Below are 16,844 nucleotides of genomic sequence, written 5' to 3'. Positions count from 1 at the left end.
ATCGCTGGCCCAAATCCTTAGCGTAGGATTCCGCCCCCTCCCGCAAACGCCCCCTACGATTGAGAAGCGCGGCGGAATCTCTTAGATTGATCGCTGGAGGCTTTGTTCGCGGAGACGCGCACATTGCCTTCTTTTCGTTTTAGGAAGCGCTGCCCTAAGCGACAGGAGCCAGAGCTTTGACAATGCGGCATTCCGCGATGGAGCCGACCATGTATCTTGATCCTATCGGTGCAGACACGCGATGATGGCGGTCACGACGGCGGTGGTTTCCGCGACGTCGCGCACCCTCACTGTGTCGAGGCCGATTTCAGCAGCGGGATAGTCATTCCCACCGGGGAATATCGCATCCCCAATGAACAGCATCCCGTCGAGCGGGACACCGCTCTCGGCACTCAGGCGCTTCAGGCCATAGCCCTTGTCGATCCCTGCTCTGGTCACGTCGATCGATGTCGTGCCACCGAGATTGATCGAGAGCTCCGGCAGCTTCGCGCGCAACGTGGCCTGCAACGCGGTCCTCTTCTTTCGGTCAGGATCCCACGCTTCCTTTTCCTTCAGCGGCGCTGCCTGCCCCAGGCCCGAAAAGGTGATCTGGCTGCCCCGGTCCTCGATCCGTTCGCCCCAGATACGTTCGTCGGCGAGACCGGCATCGGTCAGCGCCTGATCGAAGGCCGTGCGGATCTTCGCCTTCTCCGCGTCGTCGAACAGTTCGGCATAGACCGCGCGCCAAGCGCCATTGATGAACCGATAGAGTTTCGTGCCTGTGGTCGGCATCAACCAGAGACGGTCGAGCGCGACGCCGGCAGGAAGGCGCGAGGCGATCTGCTTTTCGAACTGCGGCCAGTCCCCGCCCGAGATCACCGCCACATCCGTGATGGCGAGCAATCGGGCGAGGATTGCGGCCATATCCTCCGATAACGGCCGCTTGCTCTCGGCAAGCGTGCCGTCGAGGTCGAAGGCGATCAGCCACTTCATGCCGCCTTCCCTGCCGGATCGCGGTAGGCGAGCAGCCTGAGCGCATTGATGACGACGAGCAGCGTCGATCCCTCATGAACCGCCACCGCTGGCCCAATGCCGAGGCCGAGGATGGTAGCAGGCACCAGGAAGGCGACGACACCCAGGCTGACGAAGACGTTCTGCCGGATGATTCCACGGGTATGGCGGCTAAGACCGACTGCGAATGGCAGGTGCGCCAGATCGTCGGCCATCAGCGCCACGTCGGCTGTCTCCAGCGCAACGTCCGACCCCGCCGCGCCCATCGCGATGCCGACCGTGGCGCTTGCCATCGCCGGCGCATCGTTCACGCCGTCGCCCACCATCGCGACCTTGTCTTCGCCGGCGAGCTTCTTGATCGCGGCAACCTTGTCTTCGGGCATGAGGTCGCCCCACGCTTCGTCGATCCCGACTTCGTCGGCGATCGCTTCGGCGACTTTCTGGTGATCGCCGGAGATCATTATCATCCGCGACACGCCCATCTCGTGCAGCCGACGCAACGCGGTCTTGGCAGCTTCGCGAGGCGTGTCCATCAGGCCGATCGCGCCCAGGTCGCGGTCCCCCTTGCGGACCACCATTGTCGTGCGGCCGTTCTCGCGCAGCTTCGCGATTGCGTCCTGCGCGCCCTGCCCCAGCGCCGGAATGCCCTCACTTCCGAACATCTCGGCCTTGCCGATCCACACCGTCTCGCCATCCACGCTCGCGGTGACGCCCCGACCGGTCAGGCTCTTGAGGTCGCCGGCAGTCGGCACGGCACGATCGTTCAGACGTTCGCGGCCGTCCTTGACGATCGCTTGGGCCAGGGGATGGTCGCTCAACGCTTCGACGGCGACAGCCAGCGCCAGCAACTCGCCTTCATCGGCGCCATCGACGGGCACGACATCAGTGATGCGCGGACGACCTTCGGTCAGCGTGCCCGTCTTGTCGAAAGCGATCGCTTTGAGCGACCCGAGGTTTTCGAGCGGTGCACCGCCCTTCACGAGCACGCCGCCCCGCGCTGCACGGGCAACGCCCGACAGGACCGCGCTCGGCGTTGCGATCGCGAGCGCGCACGGGCTTGCCGCCACCAGCACCGCCATCGCGCGATAGAAGCTGTCGCGGAACGGCTCGTCGACGACCACCCATGCGAACAGCAGGAGCACTGACAGGACCAGGACGGCGGGCACGAAGATCCGTTCGAACCGGTCGGTGAAGCGCTGCGTCGGCGACTTCTGCGTCTCCGCTTCGCTCACCATCTTCACGACCTTGGCAAGCGCGCTTTCATTGGAACGGCGTGTCACCTCGATCTCGATCGCGCCGCCGCCGTTGATCGTACCAGCAAAAACCCGGCTTTCCGCGTCGACTGCATCGGGCTTGGCGCGTGCCGCTGCGGCATCTGCGACCGGCACCTTGTCGACCGGGATGCTTTCACCCGTGACCGGGGCCTGGTTGATCGCGCTGGTGCCCTTGATGACGAAGCCGTCGGCAGGCAGGCGCTCGTTCGGGCGGACGATGGCAATGTCCCCGACGACCATCTGCTCGACCGGGATTTCGCTGGTCTGCCCGCCGCGTCGCACGGTCGCGGTTTCGGGCGCGAGCTTCGCCAGCGCCTCGATCGCCTTCTTGGCGCGGCCCATTGCATAATGCTCAAGCGCATGGCCGAGGCTGAACAGGAACAGCAGCAGCGCACCTTCGGCCCATGCGCCCAGCGCAGCGGCGCCGGCCGCAGCGACCAACATCAGCGTGTCGATCTCGAACTTCTTCATCCGGAGGTTGTCGATCGCCTCGCGCAGCGTGAAGAATCCGCCGAAGAAATAGGCTGCGATATAGCAGGCGGTCGGCAGCCATTCGGGCGCGCCAGCGACCAGCCTCTCGATCGCGTAGCCGATCCCCAGCAGCGCGCCACAGGCGAGCGCGAAGATCAGCTCGGTATTGGGGCCGAGAAATTCGGCGTGGCTATGGTCGTGGCCATCGCCGGGGCCGTGCTTCTCTTCGCCCGCGCCGTGGCCCCCGGGGCCGTGGTCGTGGCCGGCATGTTCATCGGCAGCGACCCGCTTGCCCACCCTCACCTTCAGCTTGCGAAGCGCAGCGCGCACCTCCTCTTCGGTGGTTTCGCGGCGATCATATTCGACCCGGACAGACCCGCTGGTGCTGGCGCTTGCCTGGACCACGCCGGGCAAGGCGCACAGCGCATCGCTGACCGTGCGCGCCCGACGTTCGTGGTTGATCCCCGTCACCTGCCAGATCGCATGGCCGTAGCGCTCGGTGATTTCGGCACCTGCGGCGCGCACCATTTCGCGCAACCGTGGCAGCGGCAGCTTGGCGGCATCGAAATGGATGCACAGCGCCGCTGGCGTGTTGCCGTCGAGACAGATCACATGCGCCCGCTCGACACCTTCGCGCTTTGACAGGGTTGATACGAGACGGTCCAGGCAGGCATCGGCCGCGTCAGGAAGGTCCGGCAACAACACTGGAATGTCGAGTTCGAGCTTGTCGTTCATGACGACCTCCTTTCGCTTTTCTTGGTTTCGGCGCGCGCGTCGCGCAGGATTTCGACACCGCCCTTGATGGCGATGATGGCGGTGGCGAAGCCGACCAGCAGGTCCGGCCAATTGGTACCCAACCACAGCACCAGCACGCCGGCGATCAGGATGCCGCCGTTGGAAATGAAGTCGTTGAAGCTGAAGGTGGTTGCGGCCCGGAGATTGACGTCCGGATCCTTGAGGCGCTGGAGCAGCCGCAGGCAGAGGTAATTCACGACGCCGGCGATCGCGGACATGACCATCATGGTAGGTCCGATGGGCTCGCTGCCCTGCACGTAGCGCCGTCCGACATCGATCAAGATGCCGCCCGCGAAGATCAGCAGCATGACGCCCGAAGCGACCGCGGCGCGTGTCTTCCATGTCTGGCCCCGGGTGAGCGCCACAAGGCTCAGCGCATACACAGCCGTATCGGACAGGTTGTCGACGCCGTTGGCGATCAGCGCGCTCGAGTCCGCGAAGAAGCCGGAAACGAAGAAGCCCGCAGCGATCGCCGCGTTCAGCAGCAGGACGATCCACAGTGTGCGGCGCTCCTGCCCGCCATTGTTGTCGTTGCCCGGGATCATCCCATCATCTCCTCAAGTGTCAGCAGGGCCAGGAAGCCGACGAAAAACATCGAGCTGATGAGCGGGGTGTCGGGTTTCTCGTGCGCCTCGACCAGCAACTCCTCCGTGACGAGGTAGAGCAGCGCCATCAGCCCGAAGCTGAGGAAGCCGGCGATCATCACCGGCGACAGCGCGGCGACCGGCACGGCAGCGAGCGCGCCGATCGGCAGCAGCAGGGCCAATGCCGAGACGATCACGATGATGCGCAAGCGCGAGCGATAGGTTTCCGCCAGCTCGTCGGTCAGCGTCAGTCCCAGAAATAACACTTCCAGAGTGAGCGCGATCGTCAGCAGGAGACCTGCCTTCTCGCCCGCCACGAAAGCGAGGCCGAGCACCAGGCCGTCCACCAGAATGTCGATGCCGATCGCGGCGAGTAGCGCCATCGGCCCCTTGAAGCGGGCCTCAAGAGCCTTGAGCCCCAGCATGGTCGCGACGCCCGCCGCCCCGCCGATCAACGTCGCGCTGGGCGATGCCTCATGCTTGACCTGCGGCAGGATTTCGGTCGCTGCCGCCGCGAACACGACGCCGGCAGCGAGATGCTGTAGGCCCGCCACGAGGCCAGGTTTCAACTTGGTGCGGCTCGCGACAATCGCGCCGAGCACGACCGCCAGCACAGGCGCAAGCGTATAGAGCAGTGCCTGCATTTCCTAGGACTCCTCCGGGGTTCGGTGGCAGACGCGGATCTTCCCGCGTCGCGTGAACGCGATCGATCCGCCCGCCACGACAGCCCGCGAATGGTCGCCGCGAAACTCGTCACCGGTTCGCTGCGCGCGCAGGATCTCGGTCCTGCCCTTCGGCAGCCAGGTGACGGCCATTTTCAAGCCTTCATCGATGAAGTCGACATCGGCGCGTGTGCCGTCGTCGCAGTACATGATGCGCTGCGCGATTAGTTTCGACGTCAGATGCTTTTCATGCGCCGGCTCGGTAGGCTGGGTCGGCGCTGGATTACACGCCCCTATAACCGCCCCGGAGACGAGAACGACGCCGAGGCGCGCGATCGCCAGACCGGCCCGATTCAGGCCGCACAAGGTTGTCACATTTGAAATCGACGTGTCAGACATCGGTCTCTTCCGACGAAGCGCCCTGTGGCGTTCGAAGGCAGGGCAGTTCATCGCGTGCCTTCCTGCTCGCAGATCCGGGTACGGCCATCGCCTTCCACGATGGTGAGCTGCGACCCCTTGAAGGTCGCGGTGGCTGTTTCGCCGACATATTGCAGGCCCTGCGCTGGCGCGGTCAGCATCATCGGCGGTCCCCCGTTGGAGCGCCGCAAATCGATCTGCAGGCCGTTGTCCTTGTAATCGACGAACAGCGGTTCCCCGTCGGAACAGCGATATCTATGCCGCCCCATTTCCCCGGTCGTCACGGCGCTGTCGGACGAATGGATCTGCTGCTCCGTTGGCGGGGCTGGCGGCTTTCTTTCCGAGCACGCCGCGAGCCCGACAACGAGGATGACGGCGGGCAGCACCCGCTTACAGTGCATCATCATCGCGCCTTCCTCCTGTAGCGGAAGGGGACGCGCTGACGATTGATAGCCCGGGCAGGCTGACCTACCCGCCAGCGGAGATAGGTTGCGAGGCGATCGTCAGATTCGACCATCAGGGATCGCAGGCGGCGCAACATCATCGCCGCGAACGGCAGGGAGAGCGCCCCGCGCAGCGTGCAGCTATGCGTTAGCCTGGTGCCGCCATCGTCCCCCGCCAGCTCGTACCGCTCTTCGAGCGTGAACAGATAGGGGATGCCGCAGGACCAAGCGAAGGCGTGCGGTTTATCGAATCGATCAATCCGTGCTGGCGTCCGAATTGGCCGGGTGATGCCCTGGATCGCAAAGGTGCATTCTGTGTCGCCGAGCCGGGACGGATCATCGAGAAATACGAGCGGACTCCACGCCCGGCGATGATCCGGATCGGTGAGTGCCGACCAGATGCGCAGTGGCCCGCCGTGAAGCATCGAGCTGGTTATGGTGCGAGGCATATCCCCATCTCCCAGAGATGGGCGGGGCGATCGCGGATCGCCCCGCCCATCCATCAGGCCAAGTTGTTCACGAAGGTCTGACCGTGGTCGTCCCCTTCATGCTCCTCATTGTAGTGCTCGGGTTTCTCGATCACTTTCTGCCCGAACCGGGCATAGAGTGTCGGCAGCACGAACAGCGTAAGAAGCGTCGCCGAGATCAGACCGCCGATGACGACCGTCGCCAAAGGCTTTTGAACCTCTGCGCCGGCGCCTTCGCCCAGCGCCATCGGCACGAAGCCGAGGCTGGCGACTAGCGCGGTCATGATGACGGGTCGCAGACGCTGCATCGCGCCAACATGCGCGGCTTCCTCGCGGCTCATCCCTGATCGGATCAGATCTTGGATCGAGCTGACCATGACGAGGCCGTTGAGGACCGCGATGCCCGAGAGGGCGATGAAGCCCACTGCCGCCGAGATCGAGAAGTCCATGCCCCGCAGGAACAGCAACAGGACGCCGCCCACCAGCGCGAAAGGCACGCCGGTGAACACGATCGCGGCGTCGCGGACCGATCCCAACGCCCCGTAGAGGAGCAGCAGGATCAAGATGAAGCAAGCCGGAATGACCAGCTTCAGCCGTTCGCTTGCCGATTGGAGGTTCTCGAACTGGCCGCCCCATTCGAGATAGGTGCCGGCAGGCAGCCGGAGTTGGCTGCCGATCGCCGCCTGCGCATCCGCCACGACGGATCCGACGTCGCGGCCACGCACGTTGGCTTGCACCACCACGCGCCGCTTGCCGTTCTCGCGGCTGATCTGGTTCGGACCATCGACCACCTTGATCTCGGCGACGCTGGACAGCGGTACATAGCCGCCGCCTGCCACCGGCACCTGCACCTGTTGGAGCAGGCCGATGTCGGCACGCTGCGCCTCCGACAGGCGGATCACCACGGGGAAGCGACGGTCGCCCTCGAAGATCTGGCCCGATGTTCGCCCGCCGATCGTCGCAGTCACGGTGTCCTGCACATCCTGAGCCGTAACGCCCAACCGCGCCATCGCGTCGCGGTTGACGCGAATGTCGAGCATGGGAAGACCGGTCGTCTGCTCCACCTTCACGTCCGCTGCGCCTTGCGTTCTGCGCAGCACCGCCGCGATTTGCTCGGCCGTCCGGTTCATCTGGTTGAAGTCGTCCCCGAACACCTTCACCGCGATGTCGCCGCGCACGCCGGCGATCAGCTCGTTGAAGCGCATCTGGATGGGCTGGGTGATCTCGTAGGCATTTCCCGGAATCTTCGCGAGATTACCCTCGATCCGGCTGACCAGCTCCTCCTTGGGAAGCTCAGGATCCGGCCAATCCTTGCGCGGCTTCAGGATGACGAACATGTCGGTCGCGTTCGGCGGCATCGGGTCGGCCGCCAGCTCGGCGGTGCCCGTCTTGGAATAGACGAATTGCACCTCCGGCTGCTTCGACATCATCCGCTCGATCGGCACCTGCATCGCCTGGCTCTGCTGGACCGACGTTGCCGGAATGCGGAGCGACTGGATCAGCAAATCGCCTTCGTCGAGCTGCGGCAGGAACACCGAGCCGAGCGTAGTGAAAGCAAGCGCCGCCACCACAAGGCTTCCCACACCCGCACCGATCGTCAGCGTCGGGCGCTTCATGGCCCGGTCGAGACCGGGTTCGTAGCGCTTCTTCAGCCACGTGATGATGCGGCCGTCCTTCTCCTCGACCTTCTTCGACAGCCAGATCGCAATCATCGCCGGCACGAAGGTGAGAGAGAGGATGAAGGCGAAGGCGAGCGCGATGATGACGGTCAGCGCCATCGGTCCGAACGTTTTACCCTCCACGCCGGTCAGCGTGAGCAGCGGTACGTAGACGAGGATGATGATTGCCTGCCCGTACACAGAGGGACGGATCATCTCACGCGCAGCGGCTGCCACGGTCGCGAGCCGTTCCTTGACGCTGAGCAATCGGCCTTCATGATGCTGTTGCTCGGCAAGCCGGCGCAGCGCGTTTTCGACAATGATGACGGCGCCGTCGACGATCAGACCGAAGTCCAAAGCCCCAAGGCTCATCAGATTGGCCGAGACCCCAGCGCGCAGCATACCAAAGCCTGTCAGCATCATGGTGATCGGGATGACCAACGCCGCGATCAGGGCCGCACGGAAGTTGCCGAGCAGCAGGAAGAGCACGACGATGACCAGCACCGCGCCTTCGGACAGGTTTTTCGCGACCGTCTTGATCGTCGAATTGACCAGCTCGGTGCGGTTCAGCACCGGCTGAATTACGACGTCAGGAGGCAGCGAAGCGTTGATCGTCTTCAGTTTCTCAGCGACCGCGGTCGACACGATGCGGCTGTTCTCGCCGATCCGCATGATCGCCGTGCCGACGACGACTTCGGTACCGTTCTCCGATGCCGAACCCATGCGGATCGCCTGACCCGTCTTCACAGTCGCAACTTGTTCGACCGTGATCGGCACGCCGTTACGTGTCGCGATCACGGTCCTGGCCAACTCGCTGGCATTGCGAACGAGCGCATCCGAGCGAACAGCCAGACCTTCGCCATTGCGATTGACGAAGCCACCGCCGACGCTGGTGTTATTGCGCTCCAGCGCATTTCCCAGGTCCGTCAGCGTGATGCCGAGCGAGGCCAGCTTCTGCACGTCGGGCACGACGAGGAACTGCTTGGCGTAACCGCCAATCGAGTCGACACCGGCGAGGCCCGGTGTGGTCTTCAGAAGCGGCGTCACGATCCAGTCCTGCGCGGTGCGCAGGTAGGTCGCCTTGTCCTCTTCGGTCGTCAGTCGCTCGCCCTCTGGCGTGATGTAGCTGCCATCGGGCTGTTGGCCCGGTTCACCGGGCTTGTGCTTGTCGTCCTCGCGATGATCGAGACGAACGGTGTACATGTACACCTCGCCCAGGCCTGTCGCGATCGGACCCATTTCAGGGTTCACGCCGTCGGGCAGATTCTCTTGCACGCCCCGCAGACGCTCGCCCACCTGCTGGCGGGCGAAATAGATGTCCGTCGCGTCCGAAAAGACCGCCGTGATCTGCGCGAAGCCGTTGCGGCTCAACGAGCGCGTATATTCCAGGCCGGGGGTGCCGGCGAGCGCGGTTTCGATTGGAAACGACACCTGCTTCTCGACCAGCTCGGGCGAGAGGGCAGGCGCGCGGACGTTGATCTGGACCTGATTGTTGGTGATGTCCGGCACCGCGTCGATCGGTAGCCGGTAGAGGGAAAAGGCGCCGATGGCGGCGACGATGACGGTGAGGAGCAGGACTAGCCAGCGCTTCTCGACCGCCCAGGTTACGATACGGGCGATCATGGCTTAATCCTCGTGGCTCGCTTCGCCCTTGCCGATCTCGGCCTTGAGCGTGAAACTTCCGGTGGTGGCGATCTGTTCGTTGCCGGTCAGGCCCGACCGGACGATCACCGTGTCGCCCGACGCATCGCCGAGCTGGACCGGGGTCGCCTTGAAGCCGGTGGGCGTGCGCACGAACACGACCGACTTGCCCTCGAAACTCTGGACCGCCGTCGTCGGCACGCGGACCGCCCCGCTCCCGCCGCTGCCCGTGAGCTGCACGGCTGCCGTCACAGGCTCGCCGACCCGCCATTCGCCACCGCGATTGTCGAGGGTGGCGAGCGCAGGCACGAGCCGCGTCTGCGGATCAAGCGCCGGCGACACGAAGGTCACGCGGGCGGTCGCCTGACGGCCTGCCGCCTTCACCAGCACCGTATTGCCGGGACGCACCCGGCCCGCATCCTCGGGCTTGAGATTAAGCGCGATCGACACCTGGCTCAGGTTGGCGATGCGATAGAGTTCGGCATCCGCCGCGACCGTTTGTCCCAGCGTCACGGGGCGCGCAATGATCTGGCCCGAGATCGGCGCGGCAATGCCGAGCCGGTTGAGCCCGCCGCCGCCGACACCCGCCGCCGAAACCATGCTCTGCGCCTGCGTCAGGGCGATCCGCGCCTCCGTCGCCGCTGTGCGGGCGGCGATCAGATCCTGTTCAGGGGAGACTCTCTGCGCGAACAGCCGCTGTTCGCGCGCGAGGTTCGAATTAGCGAGCTGAAGCCGCGCCCGCGCCGCCTCGACCTCGCCCTTGATCTGCGCCGCCTCGCGGCTTTCGATGACCGCAATGGTCTGGCCGCGTCCGACCGATTGGCCGAGGTTACGGGTGAGCGCGACCACGCGTCCCGCAATTGCGGCCGAGACGACCTGCGTTCCCTGTGGGTCGCCCTCGATGATCGCGGGCAGCTCGATCGTCCCGGCCCCGCCGATGATCGGCCGTCCGACCTGGACGCCCGCTGTGGCGATCTGGTCGGCACCCAATGTGACGACGCCTTCACCGGCATGACCGCCTTCAGCACCGCCCTTTTCCGTGCCCGCTGCCGTCTCATTGGCAGCTGCGCCTTCGGCAGTTGCCTCGTTTCCGCCATCCTTGCCGCCGCAGGCAGCCAAGAGCAGGGCGAGCGACGCCGCGCCCGCGAGATAAAAGCTCTTCATCACTGATTCCCCCCATTGGGCGCACGAGCGGTCAGTCGCTCCACTTGCGCGCGGGCATTCTGGTAATTGGCAAGCGCGTCGATCGCGGCGACCCGCGTTTCGGCGAGCGTGCGTTCAGCATCGAGCAATTCGAGCTGGCCGAACTTGCCCTCGCGATAGCCGATCCGCGCGATGCGGGCGGCCTCCTGTGCAGCCGCCAGCGCCGGCCCCGACGCCGCACGAGCCGTCGTTGCGGCATTGGCCGCCTGCGCCTGCGCGTCCGTGATCGCCTGTTCGATGTCGAGCGCGGTCACGCGGCGCTGCGCATCCGCCTGGGTCCGCTGCGCGGTCGCCTGCGCAATCGCGGCGCGACCATTGTTGAACACCGGGATCGGGATCGACACGCTGAACACCGCCGCCATGTCGTTGGTCGCTTCCAGGCGGCGGATCGACGGCCCGACGTTCAGGTCAGGCACGCGATTGGCGCGCGCGAGCCGCACGCCGGCTTCGGCAATGGAGAAATCCGCGTTGGCTGCCGCCAGCGCGAGTGTGCCGGTCGTGTTGACCGGTGCCAACGGCCCATAGACGTTCACATCGGGAAGGCGATCGAGCAGCGTGTCATCGAGCAGGCCGTCGATCGGCCGTCCGATCCGACGCGCCAGATTGGCGCGGGCCGCCTCAGCCAAGCGAAGCTGCCGCTCCACATTGGCGTCGGCATTGATACGCGCGACATCCGCGCGCTGTTGCTCGAGTGGCGATGCCCGCCCTGCCTGCACGCGAACGCTCGCGGCCCGCAGCGCATCGCTGGCGATCCGGGCCTGATCGCGGGCTGTCATTACCCGGCGATCGGCCGCGACCGCTTCGACATAGAGCTGCGTTACCTGAAGCCGGACATCCGCCGCGATGATCGCGGCCTGGATCTCGGCCCGGGACAATTGCGCATTGGCGACCGCGACGCGGGCGCCGCGCTTGCCGCCTAGCTCGATCGGGATCGCAAAGCCGACCGTGGTTTCCGCGCTGCGGACCCCCCGATACGGCCCGGAGCCGATGACATTCTCGACTTGGCCTTGAACCACCGGATTGGGCCGCAAGCCGGCGACTGTGCGACCTGCACGGGCCGCGTCGATTCCAGCTGTCGCCGCTTCCGCAGCAGGGGCCGAACCGCCCGCTGCACTGACCGCTTGGTCAAGCGTGTAGACCGGCGCATCCTGCGCAACAGGCGCGGACGGTCCGACCTGCGCCTGCGCCATCGTGGCGCAAGACGCTGCGGCCAGCATGGCCGCGAGGATACGATTCATGAAAATAGGACTCCTTACGATGATCGACAGGGGCGCGCCAACGCACGCCCAAATCGGACGTCAGGCTTGGGGGGGCCTCAAATGGACCATGCCGGTGCGGCCGTCGAGCGACGCAGAGGCGGAGATTGTCGGCTTGGGCACTGTGAGGACGGGGGTATATTCCATCGTCGTGCGCGCAGGCGCGCCGACGTCGTGTCCGTGACAATAATTGTGATGATGCGGGACATTCTTGTCCGAGTCCGATGGCACCTGATCGATGTCACCGGCGGTATGGACCGTGAACTCAACGCCCGCGATGCTTCCCCCCGCCAGATCGGCGGCATGGGCCATGCCGGAGAAGCTGGTCAGGACCAGCATCAGGCATGTCAGGAAAGGCAAAAAGGCTCGCACTAGCTTGCCTCTATCACGGAAGGGTTTTCATGTCATTGCACTAATTCGAACCAAGGGTCACTGAGCCGGAACCCGAGCGGGATCGGTCGCGCCCGTTCCAGGCGAACCCGACCGCAATGGCGACCGCCATCAGGAGTTGCGCCAGCACCGATTGCCAAGTGGGAAACACGCCGAGCATCGACAGCCGTGGCACGTCCGCGAGCGGTGCGATGTTGATAAGGCCGGCTTCCTGGAGCGCGGCGACGCCTTTACCCGCCAGCACGACGGTCAGGACCGCCATGAGCCAGGAGCTATAGCGGAAGAACTGCGCGATCGGCAGCTTGCGACTGTAGCGAAGCATGGCCCAAGCGATCAGGCTGAGCAGTCCAATCGCCGACCCGGCCCCCGCGAGAAGCATCCCGTTGTCACCTTGCGCCGAAAGCGCGGCATAGAACAGGATCGTCTCGAAGACCTCGCGATAAACTACGACGAACGCCAGCCCGAACAGGAACCAGCCCGACCCGCCCGAGAGCGCCCGCGACATCTTCTCGCGAATATAGCGCTGCCACTGATCGGCCTGCGCCTTGCCGTGCATCCAAATCCCGACCGAGAGCAGCACGACCGCGGCGAACAGCGAGCCAAACCCTTCCGTCAGCTCCCGGCTCGCACCGCTGATCCCGATCGCATAGGTGGCGACCGCCCAGGTGATCCCGCCCGCGATGATCGCGCTGACCCAGCCGCCATGCACGTACCGCAGCGCCTCGCCGCGCTCGGCTTTACGCAGGAACGCGATCATGGCGACAACGATGAGCAGGGCTTCGAGCCCTTCACGCAGCAGGATCGTGAACGCGCCCAGGAACGTGGACGCTTCGGTGGCGGCATCAGGCGCGAGCGCCGCTTCCGCATCGTCGAAAAGGCCGCCCAGTACTGCGACCTTCTCCGCGAGATCATCGGGCGACGCGCCCCGGTCGATCGAGGCGCGGAACTCCCCCATCGCGCCCTCGATTCGACCCATCAGCGTCGCGTCGCGCGCGGTGAGTGTTGGCTCGATCGGCTCGAACCCATCGAGATAGGCCGACAGCGCCAGCTCTTTCGCCATGCGCGCATCGCCGCGCCGCGCAGCCGCCACGCTTTCGGCGAGTTTGGCGCGGGCGACCGCGAGCGAGCCGGGAGCCTGTTGTATCACCTGTTCGGGATGACGACGCAGGAACGCGAGCACTGGGTCAGCCTTGGCGTCGCCGATCGCCGCGCCGAGCGCGGCCGGGGTGAGCGCGACCAGGGTTTTCAGGTCCGGAATGCGCCGGCGAAGGGTCGGGTCGGATTTCCAAAGCCGCTCGCCTTCGCGCGCCTGCGCATCCGTGAAGGCGAAGCTCCCGGCTCGGAATGCTAACGCCCAGCGCTGATCGTTGGGCAGATCGGCGAAGCTCTGCATCGCGGTCCCGTCGATGCCTTGCGTCACCACCTGATAGAGCGCGAACACGCTGCGCTGGCGCGCGCGCTCGGCATCGGTGAAAGCAATCGGGGGCGTAGCGAGCTTGGCGGCGTCAGGGCCACGGCCGTTGCCCGTCATCCCGTGGCAGGACGCGCAGGATTGTCGGAACAGTGCATCGCTGGAGACGAGGTTCGGAGCCTTATCGGGCGCGAGCGGCACCGGGTAGGCGCGCAACAGATCGGCCGCGAGCCCGTGCGCCAATGTTGCCACCTGTTCAGTCGGTCCCTTTTCCGCGATCACCGCCTGGAGGTTGGCAGCCCGCTGGATGAGGGCTTGACGCTCCGGCTTCGCCGGCAGGCCCTGAAGCCGTGTCGAGACCGACGCGGCGAACTCCGTCATCTCGGCATATTCCGACGTGCTCTTGATCCGACCGTTGGCGACCGCGCCGCCATAATCGACGGCCATATAGTCGAGCAGCCGCCATGCGGTTTGCACGTCGCCGGGTTCGGCGATTGCCGCAGCAGGGATCAGCAGCGCCGCGAGCGCGGAGAGCAGCCGCAACGAGAGCATTGCCCGGATCAACGCGAGCAGACGCACTACCGCTCTCCCAATTCGCGCCGAGCGCCAGTGACGATTTCATAAGCGGAGTGGAGGAACAGGAGGGCGATGAGGCCGGCGACGGCGAGGTCCGGCCAGGCGCTTCCTGTCCACGCCACCAGACCGGCCGCGGCGATCACCGCCACGTTGGCGAGCGCGTCGTTGCGGCTGAACAGCCAGATCGCGCGAACATTGGCGTCCCCTTCCCGGAAACGCGCAAGCACCAAGGCGGACACGACATTGATCGCGAGCGCGACAACGCCGATTGTGCCCATCAGTTCGGCATCGGGCGCGGTTGCGTTCAGGGCGCGCCAAATCGCGAAACCGATTACGCCCACGCCAAGCGCACCGAGAAACAACCCCTGCGTCAGCGCGACCTTTGCCCTCGCCCGTGCGGACCAGGCAAGCGCGAGAAGACCGATAAGGCTGATCGACCCGTCCCCGAGAAAATCGAGGGAATCCGCTTTCAGCGCTTGGCTATCGGCGATGAACCCGCCGAACAGCTCGGCGACTCCGAAGCCGAGGTTGAGCACCACGACGGTCAGCAGCGCACGGCGATAGGCCGGATCGGTTTGCGCGCGCGCGGGCTCCCCGTGGCACCCGCAGCTTTCGGTAGAAGCATTCATGCGGCCTTCCTTACCACCTCCAGTCGCTGTAGAAGCAAGCGAAATGTGCGACACGTTCGCATAAGCAAGGATGGCATGATGAAGCCGGTGATGATTGGGCAGCTCGCCAGCGAGACCTCGACGAAGGTGACGACGATCCGCTTTTATGAGTCGATCGGGTTGCTCCGATCCGCCCCTCGCACGGCGTCGGGTCGCAGAACCTACGATGCCAGTGACATTGAGCGTTTGCACTTCATCCGCAACGGTCGCCGGCTTGGCTTCTCCGTCGACGAGATCCGTTCGTTGATGGGGCTGGCGCAGAACCCGGACCAGGATTGTGGTGCCGCCTCAGCTATCGCTGCTCAGCACCTCAAGGATGTGGAGGAGAGACTGGCGCAACTCGCGGTGTTGCGGGATGAGTTGGCAATGCTCAGCCAGAGCTGCACCAAGGCGCGCATGGCCGATTGTCGGATCATGAAGGCGATCGGCAAAGGCCACCCTCAAGCCGATCAATAATAATCGGCCAGCCTGAGCTCGCGCACATCACCCGAGGCCATCGTCAGCTTTACGAGGGTGCCAGCAGGCCGGGAGCGCACTTGCCAGAGCTCCCCACGCGTATAGTTCGCATCGATCGAATGGCCGTTCACCGCCACGATCCGGTCGCCGACCGCCCAGCCAGCCTTTTCCGCGGGACTGTTCGCCGCCACATGAACAACGGTGAGCGCCGTTGGTGAGGCTGCGAGGCCAAGGCCGCTACGGTCCTTCAGCATCGGCAGGCGACGACGAGGACCGAGTGGCCGGAGCCACACGAATCCGGCGGTCACGTCGAACACCACGTCGAATTGAGCGATCAGCGGTAGGCCGACATTGCCAACCGTGCTGGTGGAGAGCCAAGCTCTCATCCCGAGTGTGGGGACGTTCGAGACGCCAAGCCCTTCGATGTTGATGTTCTGGATCGTGAAAGCATCGTTGATACGCACACCATCGACGCCGCCGATCGCCGCGGTCGAGACGAGCTTCCCGTTCAACAGCCCTTGATCGCGGGCATAGGCCGACGAGAGCATCAGCGCGGCCGAGCTGCCAAGATCGATCATCAAGGGCACGGGAGGCAAACCCGAGACGGAAGCTCGAATGAACAGCTCCTGCTTGGCACCGCGCCCGAGCGCGACAGCGCGCCAGTCGGGACCGGCGAGAAACGTGCCTGACTTGACGACCGCCATACGCCTTTTCGCGAAATCGAGCGCGATGCAGCTACCCGTGAACATATCGGCACCGAGGAGGATATCGATCGGTCGTCCGAAGGCCGCCGACACTGAACTCAGATCACCAACGACGGCAAAGGGTAAGCGACGGGTTTCGCGGGCGAGCTGTACGTCGATGTCGCGGACCAGCAGCACCGGGGCCTTGGCGCTCAGCCCGCTAATCATGCGCCGCTCACCATCGTTCAAGCCGAGCTTCGCCGCGAGCGCCGTGCTCATGATCGACGCGCCGCTGCCACTGTCGAGCACCGCCCGCACCGGCACTCCGCGCACTTGTGCCGAAACAAGGAGGGTATCACCCGTGCCGACTTCCAGCGGCTCCCATTCGAGGTGAGCCGCACCGAAGTTCCACGAGCCCGCAGACCGGGAAGTCTGTCGCGCGAGCGTTGGAGAACCGAGCACCAAGCCGGTTCCACAGGCCACCAGCCGCGCCACTAATGAGCGTCGAGACATACCGATTGCTTCAACACGGGCCGTCAAAAAGCCACCTCCAGCCCCCCGTCCGCAGGAGAGCAAATTGCGGTTACATGCTCCAGCCACTGGAGGAGCAAGTGCTTTTGGTGCGCCCGAAAATCCTCAGAAGCGCTTGGAGAACTTTAGATGAAGGATGGTGCAGACCGCTTAGATGCCTTCCCGATAACGAACGGTTCCGGGGGACGCTGGGCCGATCGGGACCGCGAACGGTGTAAACGCTCGCGCTAAGTGGCGGCATTCTGATCGCGCTATTTGTCGGCGAGCG

The 16,844-nt window shown here is 65.0% G+C and carries 15 protein-coding genes; 1 reads left to right on the top strand and 14 read right to left on the bottom strand.

All coding sequences use genetic code 11. The features are described 5' to 3' along the window. Positions 1-222: 222 nt before the first annotated feature. From AX703_RS14515 to AX703_RS14455, 13 genes are all read right to left on the bottom strand, one after another. Positions 223-972, bottom strand: a complete 750-nt coding sequence (locus tag AX703_RS14515; RefSeq protein WP_004212890.1) for an HAD-IIB family hydrolase — start codon at positions 970-972, stop codon at positions 223-225. Beyond that, positions 969-3,470, bottom strand: a complete 2,502-nt coding sequence (locus AX703_RS14510) for a heavy metal translocating P-type ATPase (protein WP_004212886.1) — start codon at positions 3,468-3,470, stop codon at positions 969-971. Before AX703_RS14510 ends, AX703_RS14515 begins: the two co-directional genes overlap by 4 nt. Continuing rightward, the gene (locus AX703_RS14505) at positions 3,467-4,075 is read right to left on the bottom strand and encodes a cation transporter (protein WP_004212885.1); all 609 of its coding nucleotides are present in this window, start codon (positions 4,073-4,075) and stop codon (positions 3,467-3,469) included. The genes AX703_RS14510 and AX703_RS14505 overlap by 4 nt, the downstream gene beginning before the upstream one ends. Next, complete coding sequence (locus AX703_RS14500) at positions 4,072-4,758, bottom strand: ZIP family metal transporter (protein WP_004212882.1); 687 nt, start codon at positions 4,756-4,758, stop codon at positions 4,072-4,074. The genes AX703_RS14505 and AX703_RS14500 overlap by 4 nt, the downstream gene beginning before the upstream one ends. A 3-nt stretch (positions 4,759-4,761) precedes the next feature. Continuing rightward, positions 4,762-5,175 (bottom strand): hypothetical protein, encoded by a 414-nt coding sequence (locus tag AX703_RS14495; protein WP_017183574.1) that lies wholly within the window; start codon positions 5,173-5,175, stop codon positions 4,762-4,764. 47 nt (positions 5,176-5,222) lie between these two features. After that, positions 5,223-5,600: a hypothetical protein gene (locus AX703_RS14490; protein WP_021238674.1), complete on the bottom strand. Its 378-nt coding sequence runs from the start codon at positions 5,598-5,600 to the stop codon at positions 5,223-5,225. After that, on the bottom strand, positions 5,597-6,085 hold the full coding sequence (locus tag AX703_RS14485) for an SRPBCC domain-containing protein (protein WP_004212879.1): 489 nt from the start codon (positions 6,083-6,085) through the stop codon (positions 5,597-5,599). Before AX703_RS14485 ends, AX703_RS14490 begins: the two co-directional genes overlap by 4 nt. Positions 6,086-6,138: 53 nt before the next feature. Beyond that, positions 6,139-9,384 (bottom strand): efflux RND transporter permease subunit, encoded by a 3,246-nt coding sequence (locus AX703_RS14480; protein WP_004212878.1) that lies wholly within the window; start codon positions 9,382-9,384, stop codon positions 6,139-6,141. A gap of 3 nt (positions 9,385-9,387) precedes the next feature. Further along, entirely contained in the window at positions 9,388-10,566 is a 1,179-nt protein-coding gene (locus tag AX703_RS14475) for an efflux RND transporter periplasmic adaptor subunit (RefSeq protein WP_004212877.1), read from the bottom strand. Further along, positions 10,566-11,843: a TolC family protein gene (locus AX703_RS14470; protein WP_013039111.1), complete on the bottom strand. Its 1,278-nt coding sequence runs from the start codon at positions 11,841-11,843 to the stop codon at positions 10,566-10,568. The genes AX703_RS14475 and AX703_RS14470 overlap by 1 nt, the downstream gene beginning before the upstream one ends. A gap of 60 nt (positions 11,844-11,903) precedes the next feature. Then, positions 11,904-12,200 carry a hypothetical protein gene (locus AX703_RS14465; RefSeq protein WP_007406840.1) on the bottom strand — a complete coding sequence of 99 codons (297 nt, stop codon included), beginning with the start codon at positions 12,198-12,200 and terminating at the stop codon, positions 11,904-11,906. 73 nt (positions 12,201-12,273) lie between these two features. After that, entirely contained in the window at positions 12,274-14,241 is a 1,968-nt protein-coding gene (locus tag AX703_RS14460; protein WP_004212871.1) for a cytochrome c/FTR1 family iron permease, read from the bottom strand. Further along, the gene (locus AX703_RS14455) at positions 14,241-14,867 is read right to left on the bottom strand and encodes a cation transporter (RefSeq protein WP_004212870.1); all 627 of its coding nucleotides are present in this window, start codon (positions 14,865-14,867) and stop codon (positions 14,241-14,243) included. The genes AX703_RS14460 and AX703_RS14455 overlap by 1 nt, the downstream gene beginning before the upstream one ends. A gap of 75 nt (positions 14,868-14,942) precedes the next feature. Here AX703_RS14455 and AX703_RS14450 point away from each other — a divergent pair, with 75 nt between their 5' ends. Beyond that, positions 14,943-15,362, top strand: a complete 420-nt coding sequence (locus tag AX703_RS14450; RefSeq protein WP_007406847.1) for a helix-turn-helix domain-containing protein — start codon at positions 14,943-14,945, stop codon at positions 15,360-15,362. Here the strand turns inward: AX703_RS14450 and AX703_RS14445 are convergent. Next, on the bottom strand, positions 15,356-16,558 hold the full coding sequence (locus AX703_RS14445; protein ID WP_013039112.1) for an aspartyl protease family protein: 1,203 nt from the start codon (positions 16,556-16,558) through the stop codon (positions 15,356-15,358). The genes AX703_RS14450 and AX703_RS14445 overlap by 7 nt on opposite strands. Positions 16,559-16,844: the final 286 nt, after the last annotated feature.

The sequence above is a fragment of the Novosphingobium sp. CCH12-A3 genome, assembly GCF_001556015.1.
Taxonomy (GTDB): domain Bacteria; phylum Pseudomonadota; class Alphaproteobacteria; order Sphingomonadales; family Sphingomonadaceae; genus Novosphingobium; species Novosphingobium subterraneum.
Note: the sequence above shows the minus strand (reverse complement) of the source record. Positions and strands in the feature narration are given on the sequence as shown.

Excerpts from the sequence above, each read along its gene's own strand:
- AX703_RS14515 (WP_004212890.1), bottom strand. The coding sequence starts at position 972 with ATGAAGTGGCTGATCGCCTTCGACCTCGACGGCACGCTTGCCGAGAGC.
- AX703_RS14510 (WP_004212886.1), bottom strand. The coding sequence starts at position 3,470 with ATGAACGACAAGCTCGAACTCGACATTCCAGTGTTGTTGCCGGACCTT.
- AX703_RS14505 (WP_004212885.1), bottom strand. The coding sequence starts at position 4,075 with ATGATCCCGGGCAACGACAACAATGGCGGGCAGGAGCGCCGCACACTG.
- AX703_RS14500 (WP_004212882.1), bottom strand. The coding sequence starts at position 4,758 with ATGCAGGCACTGCTCTATACGCTTGCGCCTGTGCTGGCGGTCGTGCTC.
- AX703_RS14495 (WP_017183574.1), bottom strand. The coding sequence starts at position 5,175 with ATGTCTGACACGTCGATTTCAAATGTGACAACCTTGTGCGGCCTGAAT.
- AX703_RS14490 (WP_021238674.1), bottom strand. The coding sequence starts at position 5,600 with ATGATGATGCACTGTAAGCGGGTGCTGCCCGCCGTCATCCTCGTTGTC.
- AX703_RS14485 (WP_004212879.1), bottom strand. The coding sequence starts at position 6,085 with ATGCCTCGCACCATAACCAGCTCGATGCTTCACGGCGGGCCACTGCGC.
- AX703_RS14480 (WP_004212878.1), bottom strand. The coding sequence starts at position 9,384 with ATGATCGCCCGTATCGTAACCTGGGCGGTCGAGAAGCGCTGGCTAGTC.
- AX703_RS14475 (WP_004212877.1), bottom strand. The coding sequence starts at position 10,566 with ATGAAGAGCTTTTATCTCGCGGGCGCGGCGTCGCTCGCCCTGCTCTTG.
- AX703_RS14470 (WP_013039111.1), bottom strand. The coding sequence starts at position 11,843 with ATGAATCGTATCCTCGCGGCCATGCTGGCCGCAGCGTCTTGCGCCACG.
- AX703_RS14465 (WP_007406840.1), bottom strand. The coding sequence starts at position 12,200 with ATGCTGGTCCTGACCAGCTTCTCCGGCATGGCCCATGCCGCCGATCTG.
- AX703_RS14455 (WP_004212870.1), bottom strand. The coding sequence starts at position 14,867 with ATGAATGCTTCTACCGAAAGCTGCGGGTGCCACGGGGAGCCCGCGCGC.
- AX703_RS14450 (WP_007406847.1), top strand. The coding sequence starts at position 14,943 with ATGATGAAGCCGGTGATGATTGGGCAGCTCGCCAGCGAGACCTCGACG.
- AX703_RS14445 (WP_013039112.1), bottom strand. The coding sequence starts at position 16,558 with ATGTCTCGACGCTCATTAGTGGCGCGGCTGGTGGCCTGTGGAACCGGC.